Here is a 22853-nt window from a genome sequence, read left to right as displayed (position 1 = left end):
GAGAAGTGTGTCATTAAAAAATAAATTGAATCGTTTACAATCACATATGTCTCATACTACCGAAAAAAAAGTAGAAGTAGAGCAGAAATCCCCATCCGTTTTCCCTTTCCAAGACGTATGGCAACAACACCATGTTTCTCCTTATCATGATATAGAAGGTAGTACTTGTCTCATTAGAGAAATTCATTATCCCTTAGATTACTTACATGGAAATTACCGCTTTCAAGAATTATATAAGGTCATTGAAAAATGGAACGAAACTACCGAGAGTCACCCATTAACAGCGAGAGGCCATCAAGCAGAGGATTTGTTCTTTTTTGATACTGAAACGACAGGGCTTGGAGGTGGAGTAGGCAATACGATTTTCTTATTAGGGTATGCGAGCGTGAGTCGAAAAGGCGTCACATTAAAACAACATATATTACCTGACCCTGGAGGAGAAATCGCTCTATATAAAAGCTTCTTAGAATCAATTGATTATACAACCATGGTGACCTATAACGGTAAAGCGTTTGATTGGCCCCAGTTACAAACACGGCATACATTAATTCGAGAACATTTACCCAAACTACCGCCATTCGGTCATTTTGATTTATATCATGCTTCAAGAAGGTTATGGAAACATAAACTTGAGCGGACGAAGTTATCTATTGTTGAAAGAGAAGTATTAGGAGTAAAAAGAGAGGATGATATCCCAGGTTATCTTGCGCCGATGATTTACTTTGATTATTTAGATACTAAAAACCCTGAAGGCATGCTAGGTATAATGAAACATAATGAAATAGACATCCTCTCACTGATCACATTATATATCCACTTGTCTAACCAATTACTAGGGTTAGATAAAGAGCAAACCACAAGAGAAGCCTATGAGACAGCAAGGTGGTTTAGCTCTATTGGTGAAATCAAAAAAGCGCAAGAGGGGTATGAAGAATTAGCACAAATGAATGATGTGGCAGGTATAAAAGCGAAACATCAGCTGGCTTGGCAGTTAAAAAAGAAAAAGCAATGGGTTAAAGCAGCAGAGTTATGGCAGATGGTTTCCTCTGATGGTGATGACCAAGAAAAATTTAGTGCATGTGTTGAATTGGCAAAAATATATGAACACAGGCTGCCTGATCTCATGAGAGCGATACAATATACAGATAAGGCGTTAAAGCAAATTGAAACGAAAGAGAAATATAAAAAGCATAAAGAGAGTCTGTATAAACGGCGTGAAAGACTCTTAAGGAAATTACAGAAAAGGATCCACCAGGATGAGTAATTGTCCCGGTGGAAAGCTTTGTTTATATACCTGAAGTATTCATTAAAATGACTCCCCAGCCATCAGGGTCTGCAAATGTGAAACCCTTCTCCTCCCAGTACGGGTTCTCTGGTAAAACAGAGTGGTATCCCAAGCTATGCAACCTATTTTTTATTTCTAGGATTTCTGATAATTGAGGAATATAAAAAACTAATAGGTCTTCTTTTGTAGGTGAAGGAACAGGCTGTCCAGATTCGTGTTGGATTATTTCTAAGTGATAACTAGCATTTGGTAAACCAATCATTATACCTTGATATCCACTATGACCTTGGAAAGACCCTATCTTTTGTAACCCTAAACCGCTGCAATAAAACCGTTCTATTTCTGTTAGTTGATTTGTCGGACGTGCGACTCTTACTTGAGCAACAGCTGCGCCGTTTGACCATATCTTTGTCATTGGAAAACCTCCATTTCTTTCTTCAATCCTATTATAGAAAGAGGAAAGGTTCTTTGCCGACAGATTGCTGTCTGAAATTTTATAAGACTTTAGACTTACTTCGTTTGCGACATTCGGATTTGTATTTGTAAAAAAACACCACTAAAAAGGACAACTTTCTTAGTTGTTTTATAAGATATTTCCTTGTACAATATTCCGTGTATGAAATGAATGCTAATTGCGAGGATGATATTTAAATGTACAGAGCTATTTTATATATTTTCTTTTTTGTCGTTATTATTACAGCCGTGTTTATGACCACGATGAAGGATAGTTTTTATAGTTTACTATTTATATAATGAAATAATTTGGGTGCGATTATAGGTGAATTTCTCAGGGCAGATTTCCTAACTTCTCATAGAATGAAAAAAAGGTTTTTTTATCGATTGAGAGGAGAGATTTTTATGCACCAATTTCCACCTAAACCAAATGACTTGCAACCGATTGTTCATCCAACTAATCATCATGTTAACCATGTTTATGAGACCATCATTATTCCACATTTTCATCCCAGTCATACGACAACAGTGAAACATATTAATTATCAGCATGTACATTTCAATCATCCTTCTTCAGAAGTACCGGCTTTACATGGGCAAGTACCGTATCGCCCTTTGCCAGTTCATCCTTTCAACAGAAGGTTTAGAAGATATTGAACATGAATCACTAAAGGGCTCATAATATTGTATGGGTCCTTTTTTAATTATTCACTAATAGCGTGAGAAAAAGAATATACAACATGTATTTGAAGGGCATATTATGATTGAATTTCGGTTTGCTATCCGAACTTTCTCAATAATGAGCAAAGTGAGGAAAGAAAGCTGAGAAACTTGCTCGTAAATATACGATTAATGTAGGAATAAAAATAAAGCTGGTTTAAAAAGTTCACTTATTAGAAAAGATTGGTTCGACATATAAGGGAAGAGAAACTCTATCATTTCCAGGTATCATCACGTTAAAACTAAAGATATCTTGTCCTCTCTTTATAATCTTTCGATTTAAATAAGGGAATATGTTAAAATTAGGCTAATAAGTATTTGAAATAGACGCAAGGAGAAGTTAAAATTGGTAAAAGTAACCACTGTATCAGGTTATAAGCCTTTCGAATTAGGAATTTTTAAAAAAGATGAACAAGCAGTGACGTATATTAAAAGAGCCATAAAAAAACAATTGCTTTCATTACTTGATGAAGGATTAGAGTGGGTGCTCATTAGTGGACAGCTTGGAACGGAGCTATGGGCTGCAGAGGTCGTGTACGAGTTGCAGGAGGAAGGATTTGAACACTTACAGTTAGGTGTGATTACGCCTTTTTTAAATGTAGAGGGGAATTGGAAAGAAGATAATAAGGAATGGTATGAATCAATTGTAGCAAGTGCTGATTATGTTGATGCAGTTTCGCGTAAGCCTTATGAAAATCCTAATCAATTTAAAATGAAAAACATTTTTCATCTATCGAAGAGTGATTGTCTTATCCTTTTTTATGATACGGAAAAAGAAGGGTCTCCCAAATATTTATTTGAAGAGGCACTTAATTATCAAAATAAAAAAAATTACTCCATACATCAAATCTCGTTTTATGATATACAATTAATAGTAGAAGAAGATCAAATGACCCAAGATGGATTTTAACGCGTGAAACCGATAAATTAAATTGACAAAAGTGTTGTTATTTGAAAAAATAAAGAATACTATTGGCGATACTAGAGGTGAGTATAATGCTATCTGATAAAGTAAAATTAACGAGTAAGGATATATTAGAAAAAGAATTTAAAACCGCCATGAGAGGCTACAAACCTGAAGATGTAGATAAGTTTTTAGATTTAATTATTAAAGATTATGAAACCTTCCACACTGAAATTGAAGAATTACAACATGAAAACTTGAAATTAAGAAAAGAACTTGAGGAGTCTAATAATAAAAGACCTCAAGCAGCTTCTCAACCAGCTGGTACAACAAATTTTGATATCCTTAAAAGGTTATCAAATTTAGAGAAGCATGTATTTGGGAGTAAATTGTACGATTAATTAAACATTAGTGACTTTCAAAAAAGCCCTTGCTATTCATAAGAATATTACATATAATATTCGTTGTATCATTAATAACGTTCGGGTAATCGCTGCAATTTTTTAAATTGTAGAGGAAAGTCCATGCTCACACAGGCTGAGATGCCAGTAGTGTTCGTGCCTGGCGAAGACATAAGCTAGGGCAACTTTAACAGTTGACGGCAGGGAAAATACCTAAGTCTTTTTAAAGATAGGGTATGAATACCTATAAAAGTGCCACAGTGACGAAGTCTTCTCAGAAATGAGAAGAGTGGAACGAGGTAAACCCCGCGAGTGAGAAACCCAAATTATGGTAGGGGCACTTTCCTAAAGGAAATGAACTGATAGGAAGGACAGGCGTATTCGTCTGTAGATAGATGATTACCACTATGTACGAGGCAATACATTGCCGTTTGTAGTACGTAGAACAAAACATGGCTTACAGAACGGAATTAATGTAAAAAAAGAAATTATAGGCTCTCCTATTATAAGGAGAGCTTTTCTTTCAATTAAAGAATAGAAATCAGTTAATTAGGTGTACTTTAATAAACGAAATTATATGCTTAGACTTAATAAACTTGCTGTTAAGCGAGACCGAATAAGAGATAAAAGGATGAACGTTGTGTCTAAATTTCAATTGATTGCCACCTCTGCAATGGGGCTAGAGGCACTTGTAGCCAAGGAAGTTCGTGCGCTTGGCTATGAATGTCAAGTTGATAATGGAAAAATCACTTTTGAAGGTGATGCGCATGCGATTGCACGAAGCAATATGTGGTTAAGAACTGCTGATCGTATCAAAATCAAAGTGGGAGAATTTAAAGCAAAAACTTTTGATGAATTATTTGAGAAAACAAAGGCTTTACCATGGGAAGCATTTCTTCCGGAAAATGCAGAGTTTCCTGTTTCGGGTAAATCCGTTAAGTCCAAACTATTCAGTGTTCCTGATTGTCAAGGAATTGTAAAAAAAGCGATTGTCGAACGATTGAGGCATCATTATAAAACAAATGGTTGGTTAGATGAGAATGGCCCATTGTACAAGATTGAAGTGGCTCTTCTTAAGGATGTAGCAACAATAACAATCGATACGAGTGGAAGTGGATTGCATAAAAGAGGTTATCGAACTGGACAAGGTGAAGCGCCAATAAAGGAAACTTTAGCAGCTTCACTGATCATGCTTACTAATTGGCATCCAGACAAACCATTTGTCGATCCTTTTTGCGGGTCAGGAACGATACCTATTGAAGCTGCTTTAATAGGTCAGAATATCGCTCCTGGTTTTAACAGAGAATTTGTTTCAGAAGGTTGGGGCATTATCCCTACTAAAGTTTGGGATGAGGTAAGAATGGAAGCGGAGGATCTTGCTAATTATGATCAACCACTAGACATTACTGGAACGGATATCGATCATCGAATGGTGAAAATTGCTGAAGAGAATGCTTTTGAAGCGGGACTTGGCGATCTTGTGCAATTTAAACAGATGCAAGTACGTGATTTTACAACAACAAAGGACTACGGTGTCATTGTAGGAAATCCGCCATATGGTGAGCGGTTAGGTGATAAACCAGCAGTCCAAAGAATGTATAAAGAAATGGGTGAAGCTTTGTCTTTACTTGATACATGGTCTATTTATATCCTTACTTCTGATGAAGAATTTGAACAAGTGTTTGGAAAACCTGCAACAAAGAAAAGAAAACTTTTTAATGGGTTTATTAAAACAGACTACTATCAATATTGGGGCAAGCGACCTCCACGCAATAATTAATGGACTCTCCATGAGATTTATGATTGTATTTCTCTTTTTAAAGCAGGTATATGATGCCATAAAAGTGAATAGAATACATATATCGAATGGTTCATGGAGGTCATGATAATGAAAGATACGCAAATTGATTTTCACAAAATAATGCAAGCAATTGATGGATCTATACAAGCGATATCAACAGATCAAATGAAAGATAGTGATGCACTAAAAAAATTGCAATCTGCCCAACAAGAAATTAGGCATGCATTATCGTATTCATTATCAAAAATAAATTAAAGAGATAGTAATCGCTTATCGAAACCTTGTATGATTGAGGGGTTTCGACTTTTTTTTGCTACAATAGGGTTCATAAAAGAAGAAAACGGGGGAACGTCATGCAACAGAGTCAGATGCCGTTTACGGTTGAAAAAACAGAATCATTCTACGAGAAACTTGGGGATTGGATTGGTGATGTATTCTATGATCTACTTCCAGAGAGTGGATTTGATATACGCGATGAACAAATTTATATGGCCTTCCAATTAGAAAATGCGATGAAAGATCGAAAGGTCGTATTTGCTGAAGCAGGAGTGGGAACAGGAAAAACCATAGTCTATTTATTATATGCCCTTTGTTACGCGCGGTACCGCCACCAGCCTGCGATTATTGCTTGTGCTGATGAAACGTTAATTGAACAGTTAGTAAAGCCAGAAGGAGATATTGCCAAGTTAGAGAAAGCTTTAAATTTAAATATCGATGTTCGTTTAGCTAAATCAAGAGAGCAATATTTATGTTTGAATAAGCTGGATAAACAGCTAGCATCGATTGATAGTGATGATATCTTTATGGATGTACACGAAAGCCTCCCATCTTTTGTTGAGGAAAATGTCTCGATGAAAAAGTTTACTCCTTATGGTGATCGCAAAAGCTATCCGGAGCTGACTGATGATCAATGGGAGCAGATTGGTTGGGACTCTTTGCAAGATTGTTTCACTTGTGAAAAACGTCACCGTTGTGGACAAACATTGCATCGAGACCATTATCGCCAATCAACAGACATCATTATTTGCTCGCATGATTTTTATATGGAACATATTTGGACAAAGGAATCAAGGAAGCGAGAAGGACAGCTACCACTATTGCCAGAAGCTTCAAGTGTTGTCTTTGATGAAGGACATTTGTTAGAATATGCTGCTCAAAAAGCTTTAACTTATCGACTAACTGAACAAATTTTAGAGTCTTTATTAACGAGATTAATGGCGAACGATGTACGTGAAAAAACATTGCATACAATTGAAGATACAATTTACCAAAGTGAAATGTTCTTTCGCATACTATCACAAACGACTGAGAAAATTACAGGCTCTGAAAAACAAATGATTAAACGAGAGAAAGCTTTAATAGACGAGGCGAAAAAACTATTTGCCCATATTAGTCAGCTAGAAGAAGAACTCGTGTTTGAGAGTGAAATGTATGTCATTAATGAATACGAACTAAAGGTTGTTGAAGAGTATCTTGAGCAGATATCCTATTCTTTATCACTATTTATTAAAGACCAAAGTGGTATCGCCTGGTTTGAAGAAGAAAAAGAAGAAAGAACATTGATCATTATGCCGAGATTGGTAGAAGAAATTATGAGAGAGGAAGTATTCTCTCAGAACATTCCTTTTATCTTTTCATCAGCAACTTTATCTGAAGACCAATCGTTTAACTATATTGCGAAAAGCTTAGGTGTGGATGATTTTCTTTCCTTCACAGTAGAATCACCATTTGATTACGAAAATAATATGACTGCCTTGGCACCATTCTTTGAGACAGGCGACCATCAACAAAAAATGGATTATATGATTGCGCAATTAAATAAAGTGCAAGGTGGTAGTTTACTTCTTTTTTCAAAGAAAGAAGAGTTAGCATTGTTTAAAGACTATGCAGAAGGAAAACTTACCTACCCGATTTATTTTGAAGGTGAAGCAGAAATCAGTACGCTCGTTTCAAAATTCCAAAATGAAGAGCAGTCCATTCTTGCGTCGGTTCATTTATGGGAAGGGCTGGATATTCCTGGTGAATCGCTTGAAAATGTCTTTATCTATTCATTACCTTTTCCACCTAATGACCCAGTGTTCCAATCAAAAAGAGAACAAACAAGTAAGGCTTTTGAAGAGGTGGACATGCCTTATATGTTGTTGCGCATGAGACAAGGAATTGGCCGTCTTATTCGTACAAATGAGGATCATGGTACAGTGCATATATTACTAGAAGATGATCAACCTGGAGATGTGAAAGATAAAGTGTTTAAAATACTTCCTGTGGAAGTGAATATACGGTAAAAATGAAAAAGGAGAGACTTGTCTGGTCTCTCTTTTTTTGATTCTACTGGTTGATTTTTATTATATATGAATAGTTTTTTTCTTAAAATTAAGCGAAAAAACAAATGGTTAATTGAGAATGAAGCGCTGTTAGGCCAATATAGTGATATTAAACAACAAGTTTTATAGAAAGGAATATGCTAAAATAAACCTAGAAATAAGAAGGGGGAAAGACGAAGATGAATGCGACGATGTTAAGCATTGAAAAAGAGTTTTTAGCGTTTGTTAAAAAAATGATGGCTTATAAAGAGGCTGTTTCACTCATGTACTGGGATTTAAGAACCGGTGCGCCGAGAAAAGGTGCCGAGCAACGATCTGAAACGATCAGTATGTTATCTTCTGAATTATTTGCAATGTCAACGAGCGAGGAGATGGCAGCATACATAGGAAAACTAAGTAATAAAGAGGCAAAGGAGAGTCTTTCAGAACGGACAAATAGATTGGTAGAAGAATGTAAGAAAGAGTATGACTTAAACAAGAAAATACCTGCAGATGAATATAAAGAATATGTTACAATTCAAGCACATGCAGAAACGATTTGGGAAGAAGCGCGAGAAAAGTCTGATTTCGCAATATTTTTACCCTATTTAGAAAAACTTGTGTATTATAATAAACGTTTTATCGGTTACTGGGGATATAAAGAACATAAATACGATACATTATTAGATCAATATGAACCAGGGATGACAGTAAAAACCTTAGATGAAGTGTTTGGTAAGTTACGTCAATCGATTGTTCCATTAGTGAAAGACATCGCTGACTCACTGAATAAACCAAGTACAGATTTCCTTTATGATACTTTCCCGAAGGCAAAACAAAAGGAATTCACACTGCAAATTCTTGATCAAATGGGTTATGATTTTGATGCAGGTCGTCTAGATGATACGGTACATCCATTCGCCACTGGTATTAATCCTGGAGATGTCCGTATTACAACGAGATATGACGAGAATGATTTTCGCATGGCTGTATTTGGTACGATTCATGAAGGTGGACACGCCATATATGAGCAAAATATTTCTAAGGAGTTGGTAGATACACTTCTTTGTGATGGCGCATCAATGGGAATCCATGAATCGCAATCACTGTTTTACGAAAATTTTGTTAGTCGTCATCAAGGGTTCTGGGAACATAATTTTGAACTGCTCAATCAATATGCCCCAGACCAATTTGACCGCATTACCTTAGATGAATTTTATCGTGCAATTAATGAATCTAAGCCATCTTTGATTCGTATTGAGGCGGATGAATTAACCTACCCACTTCATATTATGATTCGCTATGAATTAGAAAAGGCAATATTTAATGATGAAATAGAAGTGAAGGATTTACCACAGCTATGGAATGAAAAATATGAAGAATATTTAGGGGTTACCCCTAAAACTGATGCTGAGGGTGTGTTGCAGGACGTTCATTGGGCAGGCGGAAGCTTTGGATATTTCCCATCTTACGCGTTAGGCTATATGTACGCAGCACAATTAAAACAAAGTATGTTGAAGAGTATACCTGAGTTTGATCAATTGTTAGAAGAGGGCAATCTTACCCCTATTAGAGAGTGGTTAACTGAGAATGTCCATCGCTACGGGCGTATGAAAGAGCCATTAGAAATCATTCAATCAGCAACTGGAGAAGGCTTAAATATACAATATCTTATTGATTATTTAACAGATAAGTATCGTGCAATTTATCAACTAAACTAGATATCGCTAGAAACGGGGAGTGGAAGATGAAACGTATTCTGCCCTTTATAATGATTGCGGCTGGAGCAAGTTTATGGGGAATTATTGGCTTATTTGTGAAGGGATTAGCTTCTGCTGGTTTCACTTCAATGGAAATCGTAGCGATTCGCGCTATTTTTGCTGTTTTATTTTTATTGCTGATAGGTGTTATCCATTATCGCCAAGAGATGAAGTTACACGCTGTAGGTGATGTACGGTACTTCCTGGGTACAGGCATTTGTAGCATCGTGTTATTCAATTTTTGTTATTTCACGACAATGAGTGAGATGAGTATTTCCATGGCAGTTATATTTCTTTATACAGCACCTGCATTTGTAACGATTCTATCATTTATGTTTTTAAAAGAGAAAATGACAATAAATAAAATTATCGCCGTTTTTATGACAATGGCAGGTTGTATATTAATTGCAGGCTTAGCTTTAGGAGAGAGTCAAATAACCATTTTAGGTATAATTACTGGTTTAGGCTCAGGTATTGGTTATGCGCTTTATACAATATTTGGTAAATTTGCGCTCAACCGCTATTCTCCGTTTGCCGTAACATTTTTTACTTTTATTATCGCAGCTGTTGTGCTTATACCAATAACAAGTTTGTGGGAGAAAAGTACACTCTTCATGCAAACTGATGTCATGCTTTTAAGTGTTGGCCTAGGGCTTATACCAACAGTACTTGCTTATATTCTTTATACAAAAGGGTTAGAGAAAACAGAAGGAAGTACAGCCGCAGTCATTTCCACAGTTGAACCTGTGGTTGCTACAATAATGGGTGTATTATTATTTAATGAAAGCCTTGTTTGGTTACAAGTAGTGGGTGCCCTGTTTATTGTCAGTTCAGTTGTTGTGGTGAACTTACCGCAAAAGAAAAGGAAGCGCTATACAAGCGATGAAATCACCCAATAATGACGATTATTAAGATATTTAAACATCTGAACCTATTCATTGAAGTAGGCTTAGATGTTTTTTTGTTAGAAATGATATTGTTTGCAGAAATATCAAGAGTAAAGATGATTTTAAGGGAAGGGAACATTTTTATCATGGTTATTTCTTTATATAAACGGAGTAACGGAAAATGAGATTTTAGAAAATTACCAATAATATACGAATGATAATTACATGAAATTCTCTATTGTTCGTTTTTTCTATCATTATCCTATTGAATTTTTGAAGTCGCATGATATAATGATAGTAATTCAAATTAAATAACTTAATAGTTGTCATTCATATAATAGCGGAAATATGGTCCGCGAGTTTCTACCGAATAACCGTAAATTATTTGACTATGGGTGAGCAAGTGGAGGAGTAGTCTTTATCTGCTCTTGTTTCCACACCTTTAAAACCTAAAGGTCCTTGCTGCACTCAAGTTGAAAGTGAAGCGGATGACTTTTAGGTTTTTTGTATTATAGCCAAGGGGGATAATTATGGAGCTGCTTAAAGAAAAAATCAAACAAGAAGGAAAAGTACTTTCAGATACTGTTTTGAAGGTAGATTCTTTTCTTAATCACCAAATTGATCCTGAGCTTATGTTAGAAATAGGCAAAGAATTTGCAGCTCGGTTTAAAGAAGAAGGCGTGACGAAGATACTTACATTAGAATCTTCAGGAATTGCTCCAGCTGTCATGACTGGATTATATTTGAATGTACCTGTTGTCTTTGCTAGGAAGAGAAAATCCTTGACATTGGTTAATGATTTGTTAACTGCAGAGGTGTATTCATTTACAAAACAAGAAACCAATGAGATTTCAGTATCGCAAAAATTTATAAGTGAAAATGACCGTCTGTTAATTATTGATGACTTCTTAGCAAATGGGCAGGCAGCTCTAGGCTTAGCGGATATCGTGGACCAAGCGAAAGCATCTATCGCTGGTATGGGCATTGTCATTGAAAAGGGATTCCAAGATGGAGGAAAACAATTACGCGAAAAAGGTTATAAAGTTGAATCTTTAGCAATTGTTCAATCACTTGCGAATAGCAAGGTTACTTTTACACAAGTTGAAGAGATGGAGGAATCCTCAAAATGAATCAAAATCCGTTGAAATTAGCTTCCCTAGGAATACAACATGTGCTGGCCATGTACGCTGGAGCAGTTATTGTCCCATTGATTGTTGGTGGTGCCCTAGGTTTAACAGCAGAGCAATTAACCTATCTTGTATCAATTGATATTATGATGTGTGGGATTGCGACATTATTGCAAGTTTGGAAGAATAAATTTTTTGGTATCGGTTTGCCTGTTGTCCTAGGTTGTACATTTACAGCAGTAGGGCCGATGATTACAATCGGCGGAAACTATGGTATTACATCCATTTATGGTGCCATTCTTGTTTCTGGATTGTTTGTAATATTGGTTGCTACTTTCTTTGGTAAATTGGTTAGATTTTTCCCTCCTGTTGTAACAGGATCAGTTGTGACAATTATCGGATTAACTTTAGTTCCTGTAGCTATGAATAATATGGCTGGCGGGGAAGGTAGCCCAGATTTTGGTTCAACGGAAAATGTTATCTTAGCTTTTACAACGCTTCTTGTTATCTTAGTTTTGTATAAGTTTACAAAAGGCTTTGTACGTGCTATTTCGATTTTAATTGGTATTATTGTCGGAACGATTATTGCTTCTATCATGGGAAAAGTGAATTTTTCAGCGGTTGGCGAGGCGTCATTCTTCCATATGCCACAGCCATTTTATTTCGGAATGCCTACATTTGATTTGATTCCGATTCTTACAATGATTCTCGTGGCAATGGTCAGCCTTGTCGAATCTACGGGTGTATATTTCGCATTAGGTGATATTACGAATAAAAAATTAAAAGATAAAGACTTAGCAAACGGTTATCGTGCAGAAGGATTAGCGATCGTCTTTGGTGGTATTTTTAACGCATTTCCATACACAACTTTTTCGCAAAATGTAGGTTTAATTCAATTATCAGGTGTAAAGACCAAAAATGTTATTTATGTTGCTGGTGCATTTTTAGTCATTTTAGGGTTAGTACCTAAAATCGGTGCCTTAACAACAGTTATCCCATCTTCTGTGCTGGGTGGAGCCATGCTTGCTATGTTTGGTATGGTTATAGCATCAGGAATTAAAATGTTAAGCAAAGTAGACTTTAACTCACAAGAAAATCTACTCATTATCGCTTGTTCTGTTGGGCTAGGTGTAGGGGTTACATTTGTTCCAACGATCTTTGCGAATCTACCAGAAAATATCCGTATAATTACTGAAAGCGGAATTGTGGTTGGTAGTTTAACGGCAATTATTTTAAATATCGTTTTTAATATGCTTGGCAAAAAGAATGGAGTAAATGAAGAGGAAGTTGAGCAAGCGAAAGCTTCTTAATAGGTAATGGAAAGCAGCTGATATTCAAGTCAGCTGCTTTTCTTTTCTTCAAAAAAAGGCGGTTCAAATCCGATTCATTAAAAGTCGATTTGATTATTCGTCTTTGATATAAAAATGGATGATAGCAGAGGAAAAAAGGATTGCTCGTTCATCGAGAGAGAAATCGTCAAAAGGGATTTGCTCGTACATCTAAAGGAAATGCAAGATATTCGAGCAAAACTCGTTTTATTAGATATGTACTACGAACTGCTGATACATAAGAAAGTATAAACGACATGCCTTTGCCTTTTGTTTCATCTATAATCGGCAAGAACCTTTTCTGTTTAGTTATTAATGTATTTTTCGAACACTGAACCGAAGTCTTTTTCATGTAGTTGATTTTTACTTGAGTCAAGCCAATTAAATGAAAATTCCGTGAGTGCTTGGAATTGTTTTGCTAGATCTTGTTCACCGATTCTCGAATTATGTAGAACTTGCACAGCTTTATCAAGACTATCATTGGCCATTTTTAACATAATTTTGTTTTCATACACTTTTTCAGCAATATATAATAAGGCTTTATATAAATCTTTCAATTCATCTACTTGTTTTTTATCAACATCAATACTGAATGGGATACTACCAAGATTAAATTTAATCTCTACATCTAAGTCAATTTTACCAGCAGTTTCTAACTTTACGTCACTGACGTCAAATTGGAAGTAAGGATAACGCTTCATGACTCTTTTTGAAGAGATTGCGTTTTGTCCATCAATATGAATTAAACCTAAGTTAGTAAAGCAATATTCATCACTTTTCGTCATGATAAGAAAATAGATTTTTTCATTATCTTCATGACGTACAAAATCATCTGATTGTGTTTTATCAAAATCCTCTGGTTTTATAATTTTTCCGATATCTGATAAGCCTAATGCATCTGAAGCAATTTTTTTAAACATTCAAATACGCCCCTCTGTAATATAATTAGTCGATTGTTTCCAACTATCATTATAAGGGATATTACATTAGATTTGCATCACAGATTTGTAAAATTTAAAATAAGTATGAAGTCAATTAAGAAAAAAGAATGAAAGAAACTAATTAATGCTTAATAGCGATTTACTTAACCAACTTAATTAAAAATTCGAGTTCGTTCCACTTGCACCAATCGGAACTTGAATCTTATAATCTCCCCAATAATTAAGTTTATATCAACCCTACTATAAATTCCTTTGATCTCTTTATCTATATCAATTGTAAGTAGGGTGAAATGTGACAGTTAAATATATCCCCAGTAAACAGCGACTACTCAAAATGAATAGTCGCTGTTTAATTACTGAGATTCTACTTCTTTTTGCTTCCAGTAATATTCACTAAAAATATCGGCAAAGGCATCTGTACTATTATCAAGTTCTTCACGGTTATTGTCGACACCGCCGACTTCTAGAAGGATGGCGCGATCGGATAAGTCTTGGTTGTAGACACCATTGCCTACTGAGTAATCTTTCTTTAAGACTCCTCTACTTAGACCAGGGTATTTTTCCTCTACAGCTTTATTAAGATCTTCTGCCAGTTTTAAATTCTTTTCGTAATTCTTACTCTCTGCACCGACAACAAAGAAGAGTCGAGCATAACTTTTACCATTAATGTCAATAGTAGTGACATCTTTTCTCTGTGAATCTCGATGAATATCAATAATGTAAGTTAAGTTTTTATTACTAGCCAATGCCTCAGAAACGAAATCTCTTGCCCTTGTATAAGCATCATTATGCTGTAATCCTTGACTATGCAATGCTTCTGTCATATTTGTTCTGTTATGTTCAACGCCGATACCCTCAGCATGTAAATCCTTTTGTAGTTTAGAACCAACTGAGATCACATTATACTTTTCATCATTACTTACAGCGTCGTCTGCTGTTTGTGCTTCTTTTATAAATGGAAGGTAAGATTCATAGCTATGTGAATGATAAATATACACATTTTTTTCTTTAGGTGAAGTTGTTCCTTCCTGCTCGTCATCGTTATTATCATCATCGTTTCCGATAGTCTCTTTGTCTTTTATTAATTTATCCATTGGTACGTTTGTTGACTCAATTGGTAAAGTTGTATAATCTGTTCCTTTTCCAGCGATGTGAATTTTGCCATCGAAAAAGGAGAATAAAGGAAGTTCTCTACCAAGGAATGTTCGTGGATCCTCAGGTGTAATACTTGTTGCAAACTTAAAAGCAAGGTCAGAGATAGCCACTTCTTCAATCGCATCCTCACTAATAAAACTTTGGTTAGCACTTTTTAATAAGTGTAGATAAATGGAATGCGATTGAGGTCCATTGATGACAGAACTAGCAATATCAGAAGACATCTTTATTGTGACGAGTGCGACGGTACTTGCTAAAAAAATGCAAGCAATAGTAATGGAGAGAGCAGTAGTGTTAATAAATAGAAATAACTGATAGCCTTGTGATTTTTGCATATCATCCATCCTTTCTATTAAAATGCTTATGAAGAAAAAGAGAGAGATATGCTAAATTTAAGACTATCAATTTTGCCTTTTATAAAAAAATAACTAATTGTGGATATAAAAATAGTAGAGATAATGGAAGGTTACAAAACTGCTCTTATATCCAAGTAGGGATAAAAAATGGGTGTATCTTTTAAAGTCACTCAAATTAGAAAATAGAGTTGAGCGCCTCGTAAATTGGATTTGGAAGCCAATAATTAGAATCAAGCTGAGCTACTTAAAATGAACGTGAGGGTAAAGTGAGTGTAGCGTAAATCAATAAAACTACTAAAAAAAGAGGGCACGAGACAAGATGAGTAGGGCAAAATCAAAATGCGCTACTAAAAAGAGGAGAAGCGACAAGATGAGTAGGGCAAAATCAAATGCGCGACTAAAAGGAGGAGAAGCGACAAGATGAGTAGGGTAAATCAAAAAGCGCGACTAAAAAGAGAAGAATCAACAAGATGAGTAGGGTAACCTCAAAATGCGCGATTAAAAAGAGGAGAACCAACAAGATAAGTAGGGCAAAATCAAAATGCGCGACTAAAAAGAGAAGAATCAACAAGATGAGTAGGGTAACCTCAAAATGCGCGACTAAAAAGAGAAGAAGAGACAAGATAAGTAGGGTAATCCCAATATGCGCTACTAAAAAGAGGAGAATCAACAAGATGAGTAGCGCGAAATTAACCCCTGCTACTAAAAAAAGAAGAACCAACAAGATAAGTAGGGCAACCCAATTCCCGCTATAAAAGAGAAGAACCAACAAGATAAATAGCGCAAACCCCGTTTCGTATAAAACCTCCTTTTAGAAGGCCACCATTGCTGTGACGGACCTTGACAAACATTTGAAGGGGATTGATTCCATATGAGAGAATCAGGCTTGAAAGCTTGATAGGGTTAGCCTTTTTTACGGGCTTGTTGAGGTTGCGTGGGGGATAACTAACGGTCGTATTTGATTAATGATTGATCATCAAAGCTGTATAGGGTAGATAATCTTAGCAGCATTTAGGAAAAAAACAGAAATGAAGATCGAGCACCAAAATAGACACTCATCTATGAGATTAAGTCATGGTATAAGAATAGCTTTAGGAAGTGAACGATTAACTAGAAAAGAAAGGAGGATGATGAAGTCCTCTATCTCGATAAGTTAGGTTTTATATGTAGCCAGAGGAAGAGGGGGGAGAATCTTTCTTTGTATAACTTTTATATTGCTCAGGGTGAATGATAATGAAAAACCTCCCACAACAATCGAGTGGGAGGTTTACTGCATTATTTATCTTCTTTTAATTCCCTACCCATGCCTTTAAGGAAATGAATACCGAATCCAATAGCGCGATTAATATCAGGGTCATTTAAAACTTTGGCCAATTGCATAATACCAATTTTCTTTTCTTCATGTAAGAAGTTTTTTCCTTCGTCCATGCCTGATACTGCACTTTTAATGAGTTTTGTTGTTTGTTCAGGGTCAGCTTGCATAAGTGCACCAGTTGCACCCATTAATGTGTTAATCAAGTTGGTTACAGGTTCTTTTGTGACTTGACCAAGTGCTACTTTAGCAATTTGTTCTTTCCCTTTTAACATGGAATTGGCTGCATCAAGCATACCTGCTTGTTGTAATTCGCCAATAAGAGCCATGATACTTTGTACTGCTTGATCATTTTCAGTGAGTAATGATTTTAATTCGTTAAGCTTTTGCTCTTGTTCAAGTGCTTCATTTCTCTCACGATGAATTTCAGTAATAGGCGCTGCCATAATGAATCACCTCTCCAATCTTTATTGATCTGTTAAATGAACATACCCTTCGCGATTCCATTTACGTTGAACTTCCACACCGTTTTGTGGATTGCGTTTTTTATTACGCGGGTTCGTTTTTGGTAATGGTTTGTCGCCGGCTTTGTTATTTAAAATTTCCATACGAACTTTCGTTTGTTTATAAGCCGGTGTACGCGTTCGTTTATCATATAAAGGACCAGTTAAGAAATTGATAGCAGAATCCTTATCAACTGAATTCATTGGTAAGTACAGTTCGTTTTTCTTCACTCGGTCTGTAATTAGAACATTCAATTTAACTGCACCAAATGGAGAGACGAGTCTTACTGTCGAGCCATCTGAAAGTTTTCTTTCTTGTGCTAGTTCTTCTGATACTTCCACAAATACATCTGGTACTTTTGCAGTCAGGCCTCTTGACTTATTGGTCATATTTCCTTCATGGAAGTGTTCAAGCATACGCCCATTATTAATATGGAGGTCATATTCTTCAGGGAAATATGCAGGTTCTGCCCAATCAGATAAGGCGAAACGCGCTTTTTTGTCTGGGAAGTTAAAACCATCTTCATATAACAATGGTGTGCTTGCTCCATCAAGACTTCCCCATAAGAAGCTACCCCAACCTTCTAGTACATCATAGCTTGCTTGAGAGAATAGTGGTGCAAGACTCGCCATTTCAGCAAAGATTTCACTAGGGTGTGTATATGTCCAATTTGCCCCTAGGCGATTAGCTACTTCTTGAATAATCCACCAGTCAGGTTTAGAGTCTCCTAATGTTGGTAACGCTTGGTACAATCTTTGTACACGACGTTCAGTATTTGTAAATGTACCTGTTTTTTCTAGTGATGGTGCGGCAGGTAAAATAACGTCAGCGTATTGAGCTGTGCGAGAGAAGAATATATCCTGAACAACAAAGAAGTCAAGACTAGAAAGTACTTTATCTACATGGTTCGCGTCCGAATCAACAAGTGCCATGTCTTCACCAACAAGGTACATTGCTTTCATTTCATCTTTTTCAATCGCTTGTAACATTTGAATATTATCTAAACCTGGTGTACCTGAGATTTCAACTCCGTAAGCTTTCTCAAACTTCGCACGAGCGATATCATCGGTAATATGTTGATAGCCTGGTAACCAAGTAGGTAAGGTACCCATATCACATGCACCTTGTACATTGTTATGTCCACGCAATGGATAAGCTCCAGCACCTGGGCGACGATAGTTACCTGTTGCTAATAACAGGTTAGAAATAGCAGCTGAAGTATCAGAACCACCAGTATTTTGCGTAACGCCCATACCCCAAAGGACACAAGTACCGTCAGCATCACGAATCATTTCGGCAATTTCGATGATTTGTGATTGTGATAAACCAGTCGTTTCTTCAGCATATGCTAACGTATATTTCTCTAAAACTTCATTAAAATCATCGAAGTAATTGACATTTTCCTTAATAAATTCAGCATCATGCCAACCTTGATCGATCATGTATTTGGTTACAGCCATTAACCAAACTTGGTCTGTTCCTTGTTTCGGACTTATAAATATATCAGAACGTTCAGCCATCTCATTTTTACGCAAGTCTGCGACAATTAACTTTTGACCGTGGTATTTATGGGCTCTTTTTACACGTGTAGCAAGAACAGGGTGACCCTCTGCTGGGTTTGCACCAACAATAATGACAAGACCTGCTTCAGCAATATCTTTAATGGTTCCAGCGTCACCGCCCATACCTACAGTTCTGAATAAGCCATCAGTGGCTGGTGATTGGCAATAACGAGAGCAGTTATCGATATTATTCGTTTCAAATACTTGTCTAGCTAATTTTTGTAATGAATAGCTATCTTCATTTGTAATTTTTGAAGAAGAAATAAAGCCAATTGAATCTTTGCCGAATTCTTCTTTAATACTTCCTAGTTTACTAGCTACAAGGTCTAATGCCTCGTTCCAACTAGCTTCTACAAAGCGACCTTCTTTTCTAATCAATGGTTTTGTAATTCTCTCTTCAGAATTAACAAAATCCCAACCGAATTTACCTTTGACACAAGTGGAAATTGCATTTACTGGTGCATCGTGGCTTGGTTGCACTTTCAAAATTTCACGGTCTTTTGTCCATACTTCAAACGAACAACCTACACCACAGAAAGTACAAACGGTTTTTGTTTTTTCGATTCTTTCTTCACGCATCGCAGCTTCAACTTCTGATACAGCAAAAATCGTGCCATAGTTCGGTTCTACTTCTTTTACAAGGTCAATCATTGGTGTCATGATCTCATCATCAATCTTTGTCATGAAACCTGCATTACCGAGCATTGATTTTTCCATTAAGGCATTACATGGACAAACCGTTACACATTGTCCGCATGAAACACATGACGATTCATCAATGGATACACCTTGGTCCCAAATAACTCTTGGTCTTTCTCTTTCCCAATCAATTGAAAGTGTTTCATTTACTTGTAGACTTTGACAAATCTCAACACATTGTCCACAGGCAATACATTGATTTGGATCATAACGATAGAAAGGATGCGACATATCGACAGCCGATTTATCTTCTTTAGGCGTATAAGGATACTTTTGATGCTCAATCTCTAATAATTCAGCTGTATTATGGACTTTACAGTTGCCGTTATTATTATCACAAACTGTACAATACAGTAAATGGTTTTCTAAAATACGGTCCATTGCTTCTGTTTGTGCCTCTTTGGCACGGTTGGAGCTTAAGCTAACACTCATACCACTTTCTGCTACAGTCGAGCATGAGCGCATAAGTTGACCATTTACTTCTACAATACATGTGTCACATGTTTGTATTGGGTCAACCTCTGGTAAATAACAAATCTGTGGATGTTCAATTTGATTTTGATTAATGATTTGGAGAATGGTTTGCCCCTCATGCCCCTCATAATCCACACCATTAATTGTAATGTTTACATTGGAAGTCAATTTTGTTTCCCCCTTACACTTGATCAAACAATGGTTTAAAGAGAATAAAGTGAGTGTTTCTGCTTAAACCAATAAAAAAACCACCATGTACTATACCGCTTTCAAAAAGCGAGCATAATCCATGGTGGAATAGTTAAATAACAACGCTTGCTATTATACCAATCCATACCATTTTTAGTATGTAGAAAGTACCATTGATAGAGAGACAACATGAAAATATTACCCCTCCAACAATTCCACTAGTTATTATAGCGCTAAAAATTAAATTTAACAATAATGAATTTAATCTTATAACGATTACAGTCCAATAGGGTAATTTTGGTATTGTGAAACAGTGAAGCAATCATCGTGCAATTTTTTTCCTATTTGCAGCCCCTTTCATTTTTTTTAAGCATGTACTATGATTATACAATTGAGACAGAATCTTATATAAAGGGGTAAAGAAGATGTCAAAAATGGTGCATGAGTTTAATGATATCATTCGTAAATTAAGAAAAGACTTATTTGGTAAGGGACCGGAGAAAATCCACACAGTGTTTGTAGAGAATATGGCCGTTTCGACTTTATACGGTAATCTCACACCGACAGAACAATTTATTTCTCGTACAGAAGATGGCAAAGAAATGGTGCATTCAGCAAGAACAAAAATGATTCAAGATGTATATGCAGAAGGTACGCCAGAAGGAATGGAAGAATTGGTCGGTGCGACGCTGTTACATTTGTTTTCTGATATTAAAGTGGAAGAGAATATGGCGATATCTGTATTTGTATTCGATAAAAATATCATAGATTCATAGAAAGAGGAGAAAAGATGAAGCAAGTGGAAACGAGTCGTAAAATCATACGAGTGACTGGAAATAAAGTTGAAAAAATGGAAGATACCATTGTTACCGAATATGCAGTAACGGTTAAGCTGAATGGAGAAGAGCTAGTCACAATGGTATGTACACCAGAATATATTGAGGACATGGTGATAGGTTATCTTGCATCAGAAGGTATCATAAGATCTTACAAGCATATTAAAGATATATGGGTACAAGAAAAGGAAGGGTTCGTTCATGTTACAACAGATCGTACAAATCCTTATATACAAAACTTCCAAAATAAAAGATATATTACTTCTTGTTGTGGTATGAGTAGACAAGGCTTTGTTTTTGTTAATGATGCATTAACAGCTAAGAAAATGGAAGATGTTAATATTCGATTAACTGTCAATGAATGTAATCAGTTAATGGAACAATTACAAGCGTCTGCGACTACATTTAAACAAACAGGTGGTGTACATAGCGCTGCGCTTTGTGACAAAAATGGGATATTATTAAGCAGAATGGATATTGGTAGGCATAATGCGCTTGATAAGATATATGGTTATAGTTTAAGAGAGGGCATCAGCATGAAAGGGAAGATTATTGTTTTCACAGGAAGAATCTCCTCAGAAATACTTTTAAAGGTAGCAAAAATTGGTTGTGAAATGATTCTCTCAAAATCTGCACCAACAGAGTTTGCTTTGCGCTCAGCAGAGGAATTAGGAATTACGACTGTTGGATTTATTCGTAATGGCAACATGAATATATATACTTATCCTGAACGAATCCTATTATAAAAAGAAATACTTCGCTACACGAAAAAAATAAAAAATAGTCTAGTAAAATTTTTTGTTTTTTGGTAGCATATAGTTTGCAATGGGTAAATGGAAGTAAGGCAAGCACTGTTTTATTTCTTTTTACAAACAATATAAATATGATGACTGATACTTCTGTAGGGGATTGCAGAAGGGTTAGGCAGCATTCTTTGAAATCCTTTACAAAAGTAAGGGATGTCTGAATGCTGCCTTTTTTATTTAGGGGGTAGTTAGAATGGGATTTAGTAAACCGCAAGAAATTATGGAACAGACGATTGCAACAGGTGTTGCAAAAACGAAAATACCACTTTTGTCGCTGTTGGTTTTAGGCTTTTTAGGTGGGGCATTTATTGCACTAGGATTTTTATTAGACATTCGTGTTATTGGGAATTTACCGGCAGAGTGGGGAAGTTTCGGATCGTTTTTAGGTGCAGCAGTTTTCCCTTTAGGCCTTGTATTAGTAGTATTGGCTGGGGCTGAATTAATTACAGGTAACATGATGTCAGTTGCGAGTGCTTTGTTCTCAAAGAGAATTAGTCTTGGGCAATTATTGAATAATTGGTTTTGGGTGTTATTATCCAATTTTGTAGGGGCACTGTTTGTTGCTTATTTCTTTGGACATGTCGTTGGATTAACAGAGACAGGTCCATACCTTGATAAAACAGTAGCGATTGCTGGTGCAAAAATTGATGATACATTCTTACAAACATTTGTTTCAGCGATTGGTTGTAACTGGCTCGTATGCCTAGCTGTTTGGTTAGCTTATGGTGCTCATGATTTTGCAGGTAAAATTTTGGCTATTTGGTTCCCGGTGATGGCATTTGTTGCGATTGGATTCCAGCACGTTGTTGCCAACATGTTCGTTATTCCAGCTGCGATTTTTGCAGGTTCGTTTACTTGGGTAGATTTCATTGGCAATATAATACCTGCCTTTTTAGGTAATGTAGTTGGAGGGGCTGTGTTTGTTGGCCTAGCTTACTTTGTCTCTTATAAACCAAAAAATGAAACAAAATCTCAGTTGAAAAAAGCTTCATAATAGAAGCACATTCATCATAGCTTACATAAAATAATCTATTAGAGATATTGGATGTG

19 protein-coding genes, 1 other RNA gene and 1 riboswitch are annotated in these 22853 nt (G+C 36.1%); of the genes, 15 read left to right on the top strand and 5 right to left on the bottom strand.

Annotated elements, in window-relative coordinates; genetic code table 11:
* Positions 1–7: 7 nt before the first annotated feature.
* A complete protein-coding gene (locus MKX83_RS14985) occupies positions 8–1264 on the top strand; it encodes a ribonuclease H-like domain-containing protein (protein WP_341056092.1) in 1257 nt (418 codons plus the stop codon).
* A 22-nt stretch (positions 1265–1286) separates the two neighbouring features.
* Here the strand turns inward: MKX83_RS14985 and MKX83_RS14980 are convergent, their stop codons facing one another.
* Positions 1287–1700, bottom strand: a complete 414-nt coding sequence (locus tag MKX83_RS14980; protein ID WP_095372806.1) for a VOC family protein — start codon at positions 1698–1700, stop codon at positions 1287–1289.
* Between the two features lie 443 nt (positions 1701–2143).
* On the opposite strand from MKX83_RS14980, the gene MKX83_RS14975 reads away from it, so the two are divergent.
* From MKX83_RS14975 to MKX83_RS14925, 11 genes are all read left to right on the top strand, one after another.
* Positions 2144–2395 carry a CotD family spore coat protein gene (locus MKX83_RS14975; RefSeq protein ID WP_095372807.1) on the top strand — a complete coding sequence of 84 codons (252 nt, stop codon included), beginning with the start codon at positions 2144–2146 and terminating at the stop codon, positions 2393–2395.
* A 409-nt stretch (positions 2396–2804) separates the two neighbouring features.
* Complete coding sequence (locus MKX83_RS14970) at positions 2805–3368, top strand: DUF1273 domain-containing protein (RefSeq protein ID WP_340975371.1); 564 nt, start codon at positions 2805–2807, stop codon at positions 3366–3368.
* 86 nt (positions 3369–3454) lie between these two features.
* Positions 3455–3763, top strand: a complete 309-nt coding sequence (gene gpsB, locus MKX83_RS14965) for a cell division regulator GpsB (RefSeq protein ID WP_095372809.1) — start codon at positions 3455–3457, stop codon at positions 3761–3763.
* A gap of 77 nt (positions 3764–3840) precedes the next feature.
* An RNA gene (gene rnpB / locus MKX83_RS14960) (RNase P RNA component class B) lies at positions 3841–4228 on the top strand.
* A gap of 166 nt (positions 4229–4394) precedes the next feature.
* Positions 4395–5543, top strand: a complete 1149-nt coding sequence (locus tag MKX83_RS14955) for a THUMP domain-containing class I SAM-dependent RNA methyltransferase (protein WP_285840841.1) — start codon at positions 4395–4397, stop codon at positions 5541–5543.
* 108 nt (positions 5544–5651) lie between these two features.
* Complete coding sequence (locus MKX83_RS14950; protein ID WP_157733946.1) at positions 5652–5819, top strand: hypothetical protein; 168 nt, start codon at positions 5652–5654, stop codon at positions 5817–5819.
* A gap of 98 nt (positions 5820–5917) precedes the next feature.
* Positions 5918–7849 (top strand): ATP-dependent DNA helicase, encoded by a 1932-nt coding sequence (locus MKX83_RS14945; protein ID WP_322909545.1) that lies wholly within the window; start codon positions 5918–5920, stop codon positions 7847–7849.
* 218 nt (positions 7850–8067) lie between these two features.
* Complete coding sequence (locus MKX83_RS14940) at positions 8068–9588, top strand: carboxypeptidase M32 (protein ID WP_341056085.1); 1521 nt, start codon at positions 8068–8070, stop codon at positions 9586–9588.
* 26 nt (positions 9589–9614) lie between these two features.
* Positions 9615–10526, top strand: coding sequence for a DMT family transporter (locus tag MKX83_RS14935; RefSeq protein WP_095372812.1), 912 nt, complete (start codon positions 9615–9617; stop codon positions 10524–10526).
* A gap of 298 nt (positions 10527–10824) precedes the next feature.
* A riboswitch (purine riboswitch) is annotated at positions 10825–10926 on the top strand.
* 118 nt (positions 10927–11044) lie between these two features.
* Entirely contained in the window at positions 11045–11644 is a 600-nt protein-coding gene (locus MKX83_RS14930) for a xanthine phosphoribosyltransferase (RefSeq protein ID WP_095372813.1), read from the top strand.
* Complete coding sequence (locus MKX83_RS14925) at positions 11641–12951, top strand: nucleobase:cation symporter-2 family protein (protein ID WP_095372814.1); 1311 nt, start codon at positions 11641–11643, stop codon at positions 12949–12951. Before MKX83_RS14930 ends, MKX83_RS14925 begins: the two co-directional genes overlap by 4 nt.
* 323 nt (positions 12952–13274) lie before the next feature.
* On the opposite strand, the gene MKX83_RS14920 is transcribed toward MKX83_RS14925, so the two are convergent.
* The 4 genes from MKX83_RS14920 to fdhF form a co-directional block, all read right to left on the bottom strand.
* The gene (locus tag MKX83_RS14920) at positions 13275–13889 is read right to left on the bottom strand and encodes a PH domain-containing protein (protein WP_095372815.1); all 615 of its coding nucleotides are present in this window, start codon (positions 13887–13889) and stop codon (positions 13275–13277) included.
* A 374-nt stretch (positions 13890–14263) separates the two neighbouring features.
* On the bottom strand, positions 14264–15400 hold the full coding sequence (gene spoIIP / locus MKX83_RS14915) for a stage II sporulation protein P (protein WP_157733948.1): 1137 nt from the start codon (positions 15398–15400) through the stop codon (positions 14264–14266).
* Between the two features lie 1296 nt (positions 15401–16696).
* Positions 16697–17179, bottom strand: coding sequence for a DUF1641 domain-containing protein (locus MKX83_RS14910; protein ID WP_095372818.1), 483 nt, complete (start codon positions 17177–17179; stop codon positions 16697–16699).
* 21 nt (positions 17180–17200) lie between these two features.
* Positions 17201–20140, bottom strand: a complete 2940-nt coding sequence (fdhF, locus tag MKX83_RS14905) for a formate dehydrogenase subunit alpha (RefSeq protein ID WP_095372819.1) — start codon at positions 20138–20140, stop codon at positions 17201–17203.
* A 446-nt stretch (positions 20141–20586) separates the two neighbouring features.
* On the opposite strand from fdhF, the gene MKX83_RS14900 reads away from it, so the two are divergent.
* From MKX83_RS14900 to MKX83_RS14890, 3 genes are all read left to right on the top strand, one after another.
* The gene (locus MKX83_RS14900; RefSeq protein WP_095372820.1) at positions 20587–20937 is read left to right on the top strand and encodes a DUF2294 domain-containing protein; all 351 of its coding nucleotides are present in this window, start codon (positions 20587–20589) and stop codon (positions 20935–20937) included.
* A 14-nt stretch (positions 20938–20951) separates the two neighbouring features.
* Positions 20952–21743 (top strand): formate dehydrogenase accessory sulfurtransferase FdhD, encoded by a 792-nt coding sequence (fdhD, locus tag MKX83_RS14895; protein ID WP_095372821.1) that lies wholly within the window; start codon positions 20952–20954, stop codon positions 21741–21743.
* Between the two features lie 253 nt (positions 21744–21996).
* Positions 21997–22797, top strand: coding sequence for a formate/nitrite transporter family protein (locus MKX83_RS14890; protein WP_095372822.1), 801 nt, complete (start codon positions 21997–21999; stop codon positions 22795–22797).
* The last annotated feature ends 56 nt before the right edge of the window (positions 22798–22853 follow it).

This window comes from Cytobacillus sp. FSL M8-0252 (assembly GCF_038007345.1).
GTDB classification, from domain to species: domain Bacteria; phylum Bacillota; class Bacilli; order Bacillales; family Cytobacillaceae; genus Cytobacillus; species Cytobacillus kochii.
The sequence above is the reverse complement of the archived record's forward strand: the minus strand, read 5'-3'. Positions and strand labels throughout refer to the sequence as shown.